Below are 12704 nucleotides of genomic sequence, written 5' to 3'. Positions count from 1 at the left end.
GCGCGGTCACCCGAGGACCTCCCGCAGCACCTCCAGCGCCCGCTCGCGGTCGCCGACCCCGCCGCCCTCGTGCCCGCTGTACGGCCACACGTCGATCGACGTCTCGCCGCCCGAGACGTTGTGGGAGGCGAAGACCGTCGAGGGCGGGCAGATCGGGTCCATCAGGCCGACCGAGCGGTGCACCCGGCAGCGCAGGCGCCGCGAGAAGTGGACGCCGTCGACGTAGGAGAGGGTCCGCTCGACGGCGTCGAGGTCCTCGGGGCGGGTCGCCAGGTAGCGGGCGACCTCCACGTAGGGCGCCTCGTTCGTGACGGTCGTCGCGCGCAGGACGTCGGAGAGGAAGGGCACGAGGGCGATCGCGGCGCGCACCCGGGGGCGCAGCGCCGCCGCGGCGGTCGCGAGCGCTCCGCCCTGGCTGCCGCCGAAGACCGACACGCGGTCCGGGTCCAGCCCGGGGAGCGCCTCCACGGCGTCGACGGCGAGCGCCGCGTCCGCGATCAGGCGCCGGTAGTAGTACGTCTCGGGCGACTCGATGCCGCGGGTCGTGACCCCGGGGTACGCGGGTCCGCTGCCGTGGGGGTCGGGGGTGGCTCCGGAGCGGGCGAGGCGTCCGGCTCCCTGGCCTCGCGCGTCGACGACCAGGTGCGCGTACCCGGCGGCGGCGATCCAGAGGTGCTCGATCGGACGGCCCCGTCCGCTGCCGTACCCGGGGTACTCGATCACCACGGGGAGCGGGGCGCCCGGGTCGACCGCGGGGGTCACCAGCCAGGCGGCGATCGGCTCGCCCGCGAAGCCGGGGAACCGCACGTCCCGCACCCGCACCAGCGGGAGGCCCGCGTCGACCGGCGCGGCGCTGACGCCGGGGCCGCCCTCCCGCCCGAGCGCGAGGGTGGCCCGCCAGAAGGCGTCGAAGTCGTCGGGCTCCGCGACCTCCGCACGGAACTCGCGGAGGGCGGCGAGGGGGCGATCCGTGAACACCGGGTCAGCCTTTCAGACCGGAGTGCGCGAGCCCTTCCACGAACTGCCGCTGAGCGAGGAGGAACACGGCCAGCACGGGCACGACCGTCATCGTCGCCGCGGCGAGCTGCACGTCCCACATCTCCCCGCCGTAGGCGTCGGTGAAGCGGGTGAGCGCCTGGGGCAGGGTGAAGAGCTCGGGCGAGGTCAGGTAGACCGTCGGCTCGAGGTACATGTTCCAGGACCCGAGGAAGGTCAGGATCGCGACGGCCGACAGCGCGGGCTTGGACAGCGGCAGGAAGATGCGCCGCCAGATCCCGAAGCGGCCGAGGCCGTCCAGGCGCGCGGCCTCCTCGAGCTCGCCGGGCATCGCGATGAAGTACTGCCGCATGATGAACGTGCCCAGCACCGCCGGCGCTCCGACCATCGGCACCAGCAGCAGCGGCACGTGGGTGTCGATGAAGCCGAGCTGCCGGAAGATCTGGAACAGCGGGATGATCGTCACCTCCGTCGGCACCAGCAGGCCGGTCAGGACGACGAGGAACACCGCGTTGCGTCCCGGGAACGGGATCCGGGCGAAGGCGTAGCCGGCCAGGCTCGAGACCAGCAGCGTCACCACGGTGACCGTGACCGCGATGTAGAGGCTGTTCCAGTACTGGAGCGCGAACGGCTGGAACCGGAACGCCTCGGCGTAGCCCGCCAGGCTCGGCGAGTCCGGCAGCAGGGTCGGCGGGTTCGAGAAGATCTCGTTCACCGGCTTGAACGACGAGGCGATCATCCAGAACGTCGGCACCGCGAACGGCAGCACGAGCAGGATCAGCGTCACGACGAGCAGGGCGGTCATGAGCGGGCTGCGGCCGCGGCGGCGCTTGACGGGCGGCTCCGGGACGGCTTCGAGGCGTGGCGTGAGCGGGGTCCCCTGCTCGACGACGGCGTCAGTTCTCATAGAAGACCCATTTCCTGCGCAGCTGCCACTGCACGACCGTGAGGATCAGGACGAAGAGGAGCAGCATCAGCGAGAGCGTCGCGCCGTAGCCGATGTCGCTGAACTCGAAGGCCTGTTGGAACACGTAGTAGACGAGCACTGTCGTCGACAGTTCCGGCCCGCCCTCGGTCAGGACGGCGACCTGCGCGAACGCCTGCAGCGAGCCGACGATCGTGAGGATGCCGGTGAGGAGCAGGGTGGGCGAGATGAGCGGGAGCGTGATCCGGAAGAAGATCGCGCGGGGGCTCGCGCCGTCCAGCCGGGCCGCCTCGTAGAGGTCGCCCGGCACCCCCTGCAGCGCGGCGAGGAAGAGCACCATGTTGACGCCGACGCTGCGGATGACCTGCGTGACGATGACGCTCGCCATCGCGGTGGGTCCCTCCTGGAGCCAGTTCGGCCCGTCGAGGCCGACCAGCGAGAGCAGGCCGTTGATCGCGCCGTTGTCCTGGAGGAGGAAGCCCCAGACGAGGGTCCAGGCGACCACCGAGATGACGACGGGCGAGAAGAAGAGCGTGCGGAACAGGGCGCCGCCCGGGATCCTCCGGTTCAGCAGCACGGCCAGGCCCAGCCCGAGGGCGAGGTTCAGGACGACCACTCCCCCGGAGAAGACCGCGGTCGTGCCGAGCACCGCGCCGATGCTCGGGTCGTTGATCGCCCGCTCGTAGTTCTCGCCGCCCACGAAGGTCATGGAGCCGGTGAAGACGTTCCACTCGTTGAGGCTGAACCAGACCGCGAGCCCGACGGGCAGCAGCACGAACACGATCACACCGAGCAGCTGGGGCGCTATGAAGAGCCAGCCGGCGAGCGCGTCGCGGCGCCGGAGGTTCCAGTAGGCGCCGGCGGGAGCGGATCGGCGGCTGTCCGTCGAGGTCGCGGTCACGGGATCACTTCCCCTGGAGGACGGGCGCGATGGCGTCGCAGACGCCTCCGAGCACCTCGGCGACGTCGGCGTCGGCCGACCACATGCGGTCCAGCGCCGTCTTGCCGACCGAGGTGATCTCGGCGGGGCTCGTCACCGGAGGGGTGGCGGACACGTCGGCGAGCTCGTCGACCACGACGCGGTCGAGCTGCTCGGCGCTGAGGCGCGTGTTGACCTTCGCCAGCTCCTCACCGGACAGCAGCGACTCGCGGGGCGGCGGGAAGAACTGCGCGAGCTTGGCGGAGTTCTCCGGGTTGGTCATGAACGAGAGGAAGCCGGTCGCCTCCTCCACGTGGTCGCCGCCCGCGAGCGCCGCCATGCCGGCCTGGCCGATGTTGCCGTACTCGCCGGCGGGGCCGACGGGCAGCGGGTAGATCTCGAACGGGAACGAGCCGTCGAGCAGGCTCGCGCGCGAGACCTGCGCGGTCGTGAACGCGGCGTCGCCGGCGAAGAAGTCCGCCGTCACGCCGGGTCCGGGGGTCGCGCCGCTGACGTAGACCGAGTCGTGGAAGAACTGGAACGCCTCCACCATCTCGGGCGAGTCCATCGTGCACTGGGTCCCGTCGTCGCTCCACGGCTGGGCTCCCCAGCCCGCCCAGAGGTTCGCGAGGCTCAGCCAGCCCGAGAAGTCGAAGTCGCGGATGATGTAGCCGGCCTTGCCGGTCGACTCGTTGACGGCCGCGCCGATGCGGTCGACGTCCTCCCAGCTGAGCGTCGCGGGGTCGACGGTCTGCCCGGCCTGCGCGATGAGGTCCTGGTTCACGTACAGCGCGAACGGCGAGTTGGAGAACGGGTACGCGTAGAGCTCGCCGTCCTGGCTGAACGACTGCGCCACGCTGGGCAGGATGTCGTCGTACTCGTAGCCCTCGGTCCCCTCGAAGGTCTCGGTCAGCGGAGCGAGCGCTCCGGCGTCGATCAGGTCCTTCGCGATGTCGCCCACCCAGGCGAGGTCGGGGGCGTTGCCGCCCGCGGCCTGCGTGGTCAGGGTCGAGTTGTAGTCCGCGAACGGGAGGGACTCGAAGGTCACGGACTCGATCTCGGGGTGGTCGGCGATGTACTCGTCGGCCATCGAGTCGAACAGGGCGAGCTGCTTCTCGTCGGAGGTCCAGACGGACATCCTCAGAGCGACGGGTGCTGAGTCGTCCCCGCCGCCGGCGGCGCCGCAGCCCGAGAGGGCGGCGATCACTCCGACTGCGGCGAGCGAGGCCATCAGCTTCTTCGCTGGTCTCATCGTCTCTCTTTCTCCAATGGTCTTCTCGGTGTTCCCGGTCAGTACCCGACGACGTCGGGCCAGTGGGTCTCTACGCCGCGCGACTCGAGCCTCGCCTGCAGGCGGGCGACGAGGGCGGGGTCGGCGGCGATCTCGTGGGGCGACAGGTCCTCGGCGAGGGCGAGGGCCGCCAGCTCGCCGACGGCCTCGCCGATGTTCCACTCCACGGGGTGGAGGCGGTACGCGCCGTTGGTGATGTGCGTCGTCCCGATGTTCTTGCCCCCGGGCAGCAGATTCGTCGGGGTGCGCGGCACGAGGGCGCCGAGCGGGATCTCGAACGGCGAGCACTCCACGTCGAGGTAGTTGTCGCCTCCGGTGGTCGGGTGCAGGTCGATCCGGTACATGCCCACGCCGACGGAGTCGTCGAAGCGCGCGGGGCTCCCCGTCCCGCGGGCGGCGACGGAGACGTCCTGCTCGCGCACCGTGGTGAGCGCGCGGATCCGGCGGGACTCGCGGATGTAGGGGGCCTGCGCGAGGCCGTCGGCGGTGCCCATCACGTCGCCGCGGAGCCGGAGCCCGGGCCAGCCGCGGCCGCCGTCGGGCCGGGGCGCCTCGGTCTGGAGCCAGTAGAAGTACGACAGCGAGAGCGCGCGGGCGCCGGCGAGGTGCTTCTCCGGCTCCGGCACGTCGAGGATCGAGCTGTCGAGGTAGTCGAGCATCGGCCAGTTCGCGAGCACGATGTCGCTGTCGAGCGCGCCCGGTCGGAGGGTCTCGGTCGCGAGGATCCGGCGGAACATCCAGAGGTCGGTGTCCCCGCCCTGCGCGCGCTGGTCGGCGGTGCGGGTGTCGCCCACGGCGTTGACGTGCATCGTGCGGGTCTCGGGGCGCAGCGTCCTCGGGTTCGGCGCGGTGAAGGAGAGGAGCTTCCCGCCCCAGAACGGCACCTCGTACTCGTGCCAGTAGTCGTAGTCGGCCGGGCGTTCGATGGTGTGGTCGCCGTCCGCGCTGTCGAAGCCGAAGCACCAGGTGACGGCCTGCACGTTCATCGGGTCGGCGACGGCGGGAGCGCTGGGCTCGCCGTGCTCGTCGCGCGACTCGGAGCCCGTGACGTAGTCGACCTCCGCGAGGGGGAGCAGCTCCCCCGTCTCGGTCGCGTCGACCACGTACCGTCCGGAGACGGCGAGCTCCTCGCCCGAGACCGGGTCGCGCAGCAGGACGCGCTCGATCCGGCCCGGGCCGCCGTCGACGGCGAAGGGGACGACGCCGGTGACGACGCGGATCGCTCCGCTCGAGCGGTAGGGGGCGAGCATCTCGTCGAGCACGGCGACGGCGACGCGGGGCTCGGCGCAGAGCCTGCTCACGAGTCCGCGGCCGGGGTTCAGGCGGTCGTCGCGCATCGCCTCGGCGGTGAGGGGGTAGTTGCGGCGGTAGTAGCCGCGGATGCCGTCCCGGAGGCGCCGGTAGTCGGCGGTGACGCCGAACTGCTCGACCCAGGTGTGCTCGTCCGGCGGGACGCCCTGCGAGGTGAGCTGGCCGCCCAGCCACGGGTACTGCTCGGTCAGCACGACCGAGAGGCCGTTGCGGGCGAGGGCGATCGCCGCCGCCACTCCTCCGAGGCCGCCGCCGATCACGGCGACATCTGCTTGCATCGGGGTCACGCGTCCGCCTCGTCCTCGTCGACAGTCTGGGTCATCGGCCTACTACCCGCGGGTAATACGTATTGCCGATTGATTAGACCGTAACGCACGAGTGTCCGGTTGGCAACGGTCTCCGCCGTTCCGAGCGATGCCGCGGCGCCCCGCGGGCGTCCTCAGCCGGAAGCGGGCCGGATGTCAGGGCTCGGTGGCATGCTCGACCCCGAGCGCGGCCGGCGGGCGGCGGCGCGGAGCGGAGCAGCATGATCGGGTTGGATCTCACCGGGCGCACGGCCCTCGTCACGGGGTCGGGGCAGGGCATCGGGCTGGCCATCGCGACGACGCTCGCGGAGGCGGGCGCCGAGGTGATCGTGAACGCCCGCTCCGAGCGGTCGATCCGCCGGGCGATCGAGGCCGTCGGCGCGGCGGTGCCGGAGGCGCGGGTGCGCGGAGTCGCGGCCGACGTGTCGACGGAGAAGGGCACGGCCTCCCTCCTGCGCGCGGCCGCGGAGGTGGACGTGCTCGTCAACAACCTCGGGATCTTCGGCTCCGCCGATGCGCTCTCCATCGACGACGACGAGTGGCGCCGCTACTCCGAGGTCAACGTGCTCACCGGCGTGCGCCTGACCCGCGCCTACCTCCCCGGGATGATGGAGCGCGAGTGGGGCCGCGTCCTCTACATCGGCAGCGACTCCGCCGTCGTCACGCCCGCCGAGATGATCCACTACGGAGTGTCGAAGACCGCGCTGCTGGGCGTCTCGCGAGGCTTCGCCAAGGCCGCCGCCGGCACCGGGGTGACGGTGAACAGCGTGCTCGCCGGGCCGACCCACACGGGCGGCGTCGAGGACTTCGTCTACGAGCTGGTCGACCGCGAGCTCCCGTGGGAGGAGGCGCAGCGCGAGTTCATGCGCCTGCACCGGCCGCAGTCTCTGCTGAAGCGCCTCATCGAGCCGGAGGAGATCGCCCACATGGTGGCGTACCTCGCCTCCCCGCTCGCCTCGGCCACCACGGGCGCCGCCGTGCGCGTCGACGGCGGCTACATCGACTCGATCGTGCCGTAGCGCGCGCTCCCGGGGCTTCCCGGGGCGCCCGTCAGTGCGGAGGGGCGACCGAGCCGCCGGGGCGCCACGGGCCGCCGATGCGCTCCTGGAGGAGCGGCGCCGCCGGGTCGGCGAGGCGGGCGAGCAGCGCCTCCACTCCGCGGCGGCCGAGCTCGCGGCCGGGCGCGACGAGCAGGTCGAGCGCCGGGTCGGCCAGGTCGGCGACGTCGGGGTCGGAGGCGAGCAGGACGATCGAGAGGTCCTCGGGCACGCGCAGCCCGCGGTGCCGCACCTCGTGCGCGAACCCGACGGCGGCGCCCCCGTTGACGATCACCACGGCGGTCGCGGAGGCGGGGTCGAACGAGCGGGCGAGGGCGCGGCCGCCGGCGGGCGACTCCTCGCAGCGCAGCAGCACGCCCTCGACGCCGCGGGCCGCGCAGGCGAGTGCGAACGCCTCCTGGGTGCGCGCGTAGGGACCGAAGTCGGCCGCGGCGTCGCGGTCCGGGCCGAGCACGAGCGCCACCCGCGCGTGCCCCAGGCCGGCGAGCCGGCCGAGCGCCTCCTCGACCATGCCCTCGAAGTCGATGTCGACCCAGTCGAGGGCGGACGGGTCGCGGGTGCGCCCGATGAGGGCGAAGGGCGTGCCGGAGTCCCGCAGGACCGGCACGCGCTCGTCCTCGCTGGTGACCTGCATCAGCACGACGCCGTCGATCAGGCCGTCGGCGCGCAGGTCGGCGAGGCGGTCGGAGCCGCCGACCGTCGGCCACAGGACGATCGAGTGGTCCTGCTCCGCCGCGGCCTCGGCGGCTCCGAGCAGGAACGAGGTGGCGGTGTTGAGCGGCCGGCTCGACACGAGCGGATAGACGACCGCGACGATCCCGGAGCGGCGCCGCGCGAGGGCGCGGGCCAGGGCGTGCGGCCGGAAGCCGAGCTCGCGCATCGCCGCCCGCACCCGCTCGCGGGTCTCGGGCGAGACGGGCTTGGTGTCGTTGACCACGAACGAGACCGTCGCGATCGAGACCCCCGCGAGGCGCGCGACGTCCCTCATCGTGGCCACCGCGCCTCCTCCGCTCGCGCCGCCCGGCCGTGGTTGACGTGGGGCGGACGTCTCCCGCATCCTAGGAGACGCGGCCGGTAAAGCGGTTAACCCCGTGTCGGGCCGCCCACTGCCGCACCGTCTCCACCGTCGAAGAAGGAACACCGTGACCACACCCTCCTCCCCCGTCCGCGTCCTCGTCTGGGGCGAGAACCGCCATGAGCAGATCGAGGAGAAGGTCCGCGCGATCTACCCCGACGGCATGCACAGCACGATCGCCGACGGCATCCGCGAGAACCTCGGCGAGCGCGCCTCCGTCTCCACCACCACGCTCGACGAGCCCGAGCACGGCCTCACCGAGGACGTCCTCGACGCCACCGACGTGCTCGTCTGGTGGGGCCACATGGCCCACGGCGACGTCTCCGACGAGATCGTCGAGCGCGTCCAGCGCCACGTCCTCTCGGGCATGGGCCTCGTCGTCCTGCACTCCGGCCACTGGTCGAAGATCTTCGGCAAGCTCATGGGCACCACCTGCACGCTGCGCTGGCGCTCGGAGCAGGACCGCGAGCTGGTCTGGACCGTCGATCCCACGCACCCCATCGCCCAGGGGATCCCGCACCCCTTCGTGATCCCCCGGCAGGAGATGTACGGCGAGTTCTTCGACGTCCCGGCGCCCGACGAGCTCGTGTTCCTCTCGACCTTCACGGGCGGCGAGGTCTTCCGCTCCGGCATGACCTGGAAGCGCGGCCACGGGCGCATCTTCTTCTTCTCCCCCGGCGACCAGGACTACCCCGTCTACCACCAGGCCGAGGTGCGCCGCGTGATCGCGAACGGCGTCGAGTGGGTGCGCTCCTCGCGCCCCGAGCGCCGCCTCCCGGTGCTGCAGCGCTACGAGACCGAGGACTTCCACAACGGCCAGGACTACGAGGGAGCGCTCGTCCGATGACGGTCCGCCTCGTCCAGGTCGGCGCCGGCGCGATGGGCCGCGCCTGGATCCGCACCATCCGCGACTCCCCGGACGCCGAGCTCGTCGGCCTCGTCGACCTCGACGTCGACCTCGCCACGGCTGCCGCGGAGGAGGAGGGGGTCGGGCCGGTCGCGGTCGGCACCTCCGTCGCCGAGGTCGCCGCGCGCTCCGGCGCCGACGCCGTGGTCAACGTGACCGTGCCGCGGGCGCATCTGCCCGTCAGCTCGGAGGCGCTGTTCGCCGGGCTGCCCGTGCTCTCCGAGAAGCCGATCGCGCCGACCATCGCCGAGGCGCTGGTGCTCGCGGCGACGGCCGAGGCCTCGGGCCGGCTCCTGATGACCAGCCAGTCGCGCCGCTACTACGCGGCGATCACCGCCTTCCGCGAGCAGATCGCCGGGCTCGGGCAGCTGGGCACCGCCTCCGTGCACTTCGCGAAGGCGCCCCGCTTCGGCGGCTTCCGCGACGAGATGGACCACGTGCTCCTGGTCGACATGGCGATCCACGCCTTCGACGCGGCGCGGTACCTGCTCGACAGCGACCCGGTCGCGGTCTACTGCGAGGAGTACAACCCGGCCTGGAGCTGGTACGCCGACGGAGCCGCGGCGAGCGCCGTGTTCGAGTTCGCCGGCGGAGTGCGCTTCAGCTACACCGGCAGCTGGTGCGCCGACGGCCTCGAGACCTCGTGGAACGGCGACTGGCGCGTGAACGGGGCCGGCGGCACCGCGCACTGGGACGGCGACGGCGCTCCGGAGTGGCAGTCGCGCGAGTCGGAGGCGGTGCGGACCGCCACGCTCGAGCCCGTGCCCGAGGAGATCGCGGGCTCGCTCGCGGAGTTCGTGCGGGTGCTGGGCTCGGGGGCGGTCCCCTCGGGCGAGGTGCACTCGAACGTGCGGAGCCTCGCGATGGTGGAGGCGGCGGTCCGCTCCTCCGAGACGGGTGCGCGGGTGCGGCTCGACGACGTGCTGGAGGAGGGGTACGCGGAGGCGCTGACGCTAGCGCGCGACGAGCGCGTCCGCGCGGCCCTCGGCTCCTGGGGCTCGGCCGCGGAGGGCCTCGCGCGCTGACCACGCCGCCTGGCGGATCTCGAGGCGTCCGTGCCGGCGTCTCGAGACCCCCGCCCGGTCGCGGCTCCGCCACCGCGCGTTCGCCGGGCGTACACCTGCGGGCGGCGGTGCGTTCACCGGGGGCGGCCAGCGTGGGCGGGTTCCTTCGAAGCCGCTCAGGAGACCCGTGTCCTCTCGTCATACCCGCACCCGCACCGCCGCCCTCGCCCTCACCGTCTCCCTCGCCGGCTGCACCCTCGGAGCCGCGGCCCTGCCCGCCTCCGCCGCGGGCGACTCCTTCTTCACCCGCATCGCCACGGTGCCGGCCTACCTGAACGCAGCCGACCCGTCCGCCGACTCCGCCGTCGCCGAGATCTCGAGCGCGTCGCCCGACGGCCGCCTGGTCTACTCGACGGACTCCGCCGGGCAGCGCATCGACGTCCTCGACATCTCGGACCCCGACGCCCCCGAGCCGCGCGGCGGCGTCGGCGTGGGCGGCGAGCCGACGTCGGTCTACGCGACCGGCGAGTACGTCCTCGCGGTGGTCGACACGAGCGACGGCGACTTCGCGAACCCCTCCGGCCACGTCAGCGTGCTGCACGCCGACGACCTCGCGCCCGTCGCGAGCATCGAGCTCGGCGGCCAGCCCGACTCCATCGACGTCACCACCGACGGCTCGACCGCGGTCATCGCGATCGAGAACCAGCGCGACGAGGACCTCGCCCCCGAGGGCGGCGAGGAGGGCGACCTCCCGCAGGCGCCCGCCGGGGAGCTCGTGGTGATGGACCTCGCGGGCGACCCCTCCGCCTGGGTGCCGGAGCGCGTCGACCTCACCGGTCTCGCCGGCCTCGACACCCCGTCGGACCCGGAGCCCGAGTACGTCTCGATCAACCCGGCCGACACGGCCGTCGCCGTGACGCTGCAGGAGAACAACGCCGTCGCGATCGTCGACCTGGCCACCCGCTCCGTCACCGCCTCGTACACCGCGGGCACCGCCTCCGTCGGCGGCATCGACACGCTCGACGACGACTCGATCTCGCTGACCGGCTCGATCACCGACGTCCCGCGCGAGCCCGACGCGATCGGCTGGGTCGGCGACGACCACGTCGCGATCGCGAACGAGGGCGACTGGAAGGGCGGCACGCGCGGCTGGTCGATCCTCGACGCCGCGACCGGGGCCGTGCAGTGGGACGCCGGGAACTCGTTCGACCACCTCGCGGTGCGCCTCGGGCTCTACCCGGACAAGCGCTCCGACGCGAAGGGCTCCGAGCCCGAGGGCCTGCTCTCGGCCACCTTCGACGGCGTCCCCTACGTGTTCGTCGGCGCCGAGCGGGCCAACTTCGTGGCCGTCTACGACGTGTCGGAGCCGACCGCGCCGCGCTTCGTGCAGGCGCTGCCGTCGACGCCCGGCCCGGAGGGGCTGCTCGCCCTGCCCGAGCGCGACCTGCTGGTCGTCTCGAGCGAGACCGACGACGCCGAGGCCGCCGTCCGCGCGAGCGTGCAGCTCTACGCGCTCGGCGCCTCCGCCCCCGCGTTCCCGACCGTGCTGTCGGCCGACGTCGACGGATCGCCGCTGCCCTGGGGCGCGCTCTCGGGCCTCTCGACCGATCCGGCGGCGCCCGACCGCCTGTACGCGGTGAGCGACAGCGCCTACGCGCCGAGCACACTCCACTCGATCGACACCTCCGTCTCGCCGGCGCTGCTCGACACGACCCTCACGGTGACCGAGGGCGGCGAGCCCGCCGCTCTGGATCTGGAGGGGATCGCCGCCCGCGTCGACGGCGGCTTCTGGGCCGTGACGGAGGGCGGGACAGGCGACGGCAACGCGCTCCTGCGGCTCGACGCCGACGCCGCGGTGACCGAGCGGATCGCCCTGCCCGCGGAGCTCGCCTCCGCGCTGGGCAAGCAGGGCTTCGAGGGAGTGACCGTCGAGGACAGTGCCGCCGGTGAGATCGTCTGGACGGCGCTGCAGCGCGAGGCCTCGATCGACGCCGACGGAGTGGTCCGGATCGGGCGCTACGACGTCGCCGCCGACAGCTGGAGCTTCTTCGGCTACCCGCTGGAGGCCGTCTCCGGGGTGGACGGCGACTGGAACGGGCTCTCGGAGATCACGCTGACCCCCGCGGGCACGCTCGCGGTGATCGAGCGCGACAAGCTCAACGGGCCGGACGCCGCGCTGAAGGCCGTGTACTCGGTGCCGCTGCCGACGGAGGCCGGCGCGGCGGTCGGCGAGACGCTGCCGATGCTCGAGAAGACCCTCGCGGTCGACGTGCTGCCCGCGCTGCAGGCCGGGAACGGCTGGACCCAGGAGAAGCTCGAGGGCCTCGGGATCACCGGCTCCGGCGAGGTGTTCGCGGTGACCGACAACGACGGCGTGGACGACGCGAACGGCGAGACGGTGCTCGCATCGCTCGGCTCCGCGGCGTCCGTGTTCGGGACGGGGACGGTACCGACTCCGGGGCCGACGGCTGAGCCGACAACGGCGCCGACCGCGCAGCCCACGGTCGCGCCGACGGCTGAGCCGACCGCGCCGCCCACGGCCGAGCCGACCCGCACGCCGGCTCCTGCTCCGGCCGGCGCCGTTCCTCCGCGGACCGGCTCGGGACTCGCGAGCACCGGCGTCGAGACGGGCTGGACCGCCGCGGCGGCCCTCGCCCTGCTCGCCGGCGGAGCGCTCGCGCTCGGAGTGACGCGCCGCCGCCGCGACGCGCGCTGACCGACGCCGACGGCCCGGGGGACAGTGTCCTCCGGGCCGTCGGCGTTCCCCCGCGCGAGCGGGGCTGGTGGTCGGGTGTCAGCTTCCGGTGGGGGCGTCCTCGGTGTCGGGAGAGGTGCTCTCGGAGGGCGCCTGCGGGGCGACGGGCGCGGCAGGGCCGGAGCCGTCGGCGGGGGCCGGCGGCTCCGGCCCTGCCG

At 73.2% G+C, this 12704-nt stretch carries 10 protein-coding genes; 4 read left to right on the top strand and 6 right to left on the bottom strand.

The features are described from left to right. Positions 1-6: 6 nt before the first annotated feature. The 5 genes from C5C44_RS11730 to C5C44_RS11710 are packed head-to-tail and all read right to left on the bottom strand — an operon-like array spanning position 7 to position 5720. The gene (locus C5C44_RS11730) at positions 7-978 is read right to left on the bottom strand and encodes an acetylxylan esterase (RefSeq protein ID WP_104335908.1); all 972 of its coding nucleotides are present in this window, start codon (positions 976-978) and stop codon (positions 7-9) included. A gap of 4 nt (positions 979-982) precedes the next feature. Next, positions 983-1903: a carbohydrate ABC transporter permease gene (locus tag C5C44_RS11725; protein ID WP_244229554.1), complete on the bottom strand. Its 921-nt coding sequence runs from the start codon at positions 1901-1903 to the stop codon at positions 983-985. Next, positions 1893-2822, bottom strand: a complete 930-nt coding sequence (locus C5C44_RS11720; RefSeq protein WP_104224314.1) for a carbohydrate ABC transporter permease — start codon at positions 2820-2822, stop codon at positions 1893-1895. The genes C5C44_RS11725 and C5C44_RS11720 overlap by 11 nt, the downstream gene beginning before the upstream one ends. Positions 2823-2826: 4 nt before the next feature. Beyond that, positions 2827-4092, bottom strand: coding sequence for a sugar ABC transporter substrate-binding protein (locus tag C5C44_RS11715; RefSeq protein WP_104224315.1), 1266 nt, complete (start codon positions 4090-4092; stop codon positions 2827-2829). 38 nt (positions 4093-4130) lie between these two features. Then, positions 4131-5720 (bottom strand): FAD-dependent oxidoreductase, encoded by a 1590-nt coding sequence (locus C5C44_RS11710; protein ID WP_104315513.1) that lies wholly within the window; start codon positions 5718-5720, stop codon positions 4131-4133. Between the two features lie 251 nt (positions 5721-5971). On the opposite strand from C5C44_RS11710, the gene C5C44_RS11705 reads away from it, so the two are divergent. Next, positions 5972-6766 carry an SDR family NAD(P)-dependent oxidoreductase gene (locus C5C44_RS11705; protein ID WP_104335926.1) on the top strand — a complete coding sequence of 265 codons (795 nt, stop codon included), beginning with the start codon at positions 5972-5974 and terminating at the stop codon, positions 6764-6766. A gap of 31 nt (positions 6767-6797) precedes the next feature. Here C5C44_RS11705 and C5C44_RS11700 read toward each other — a convergent pair whose 3' ends face one another. Then, positions 6798-7793 carry a LacI family DNA-binding transcriptional regulator gene (locus C5C44_RS11700; protein ID WP_258066732.1) on the bottom strand — a complete coding sequence of 332 codons (996 nt, stop codon included), beginning with the start codon at positions 7791-7793 and terminating at the stop codon, positions 6798-6800. Positions 7794-7947: 154 nt separating this feature from the next. Between C5C44_RS11700 and C5C44_RS11695 the strand changes: the two genes are divergently transcribed. From C5C44_RS11695 to C5C44_RS11685, 3 genes are all read left to right on the top strand, one after another. Next, positions 7948-8727: a ThuA domain-containing protein gene (locus C5C44_RS11695; RefSeq protein WP_104234013.1), complete on the top strand. Its 780-nt coding sequence runs from the start codon at positions 7948-7950 to the stop codon at positions 8725-8727. Continuing rightward, positions 8724-9812 (top strand): Gfo/Idh/MocA family protein, encoded by a 1089-nt coding sequence (locus tag C5C44_RS11690; RefSeq protein ID WP_104224318.1) that lies wholly within the window; start codon positions 8724-8726, stop codon positions 9810-9812. Before C5C44_RS11695 ends, C5C44_RS11690 begins: the two co-directional genes overlap by 4 nt. 166 nt (positions 9813-9978) lie before the next feature. Continuing rightward, complete coding sequence (locus tag C5C44_RS11685) at positions 9979-12507, top strand: esterase-like activity of phytase family protein (RefSeq protein ID WP_104335906.1); 2529 nt, start codon at positions 9979-9981, stop codon at positions 12505-12507. The last annotated feature ends 197 nt before the right edge of the window (positions 12508-12704 follow it).

The organism is Rathayibacter sp. AY1F6, from assembly GCF_002932035.1.
In the GTDB taxonomy this organism is placed as follows: Bacteria; Actinomycetota; Actinomycetes; order Actinomycetales; family Microbacteriaceae; genus Rathayibacter.
This window is presented reverse-complemented; position numbering and strand designations above follow the sequence as displayed.

Coding starts and splice junctions, on each gene's coding strand:
- C5C44_RS11725 (WP_244229554.1), bottom strand. CDS start 1,903: ATGAGAACTGACGCCGTCGTCGAGCAGGGGACCCCGCTCACGCCACGC.
- C5C44_RS11715 (WP_104224315.1), bottom strand. CDS start 4,092: ATGAGACCAGCGAAGAAGCTGATGGCCTCGCTCGCCGCAGTCGGAGTG.
- C5C44_RS11710 (WP_104315513.1), bottom strand. CDS start 5,720: ATGCAAGCAGATGTCGCCGTGATCGGCGGCGGCCTCGGAGGAGTGGCG.
- C5C44_RS11700 (WP_258066732.1), bottom strand. CDS start 7,793: ATGAGGGACGTCGCGCGCCTCGCGGGGGTCTCGATCGCGACGGTCTCG.
- C5C44_RS11690 (WP_104224318.1), top strand. CDS start 8,724: ATGACGGTCCGCCTCGTCCAGGTCGGCGCCGGCGCGATGGGCCGCGCC.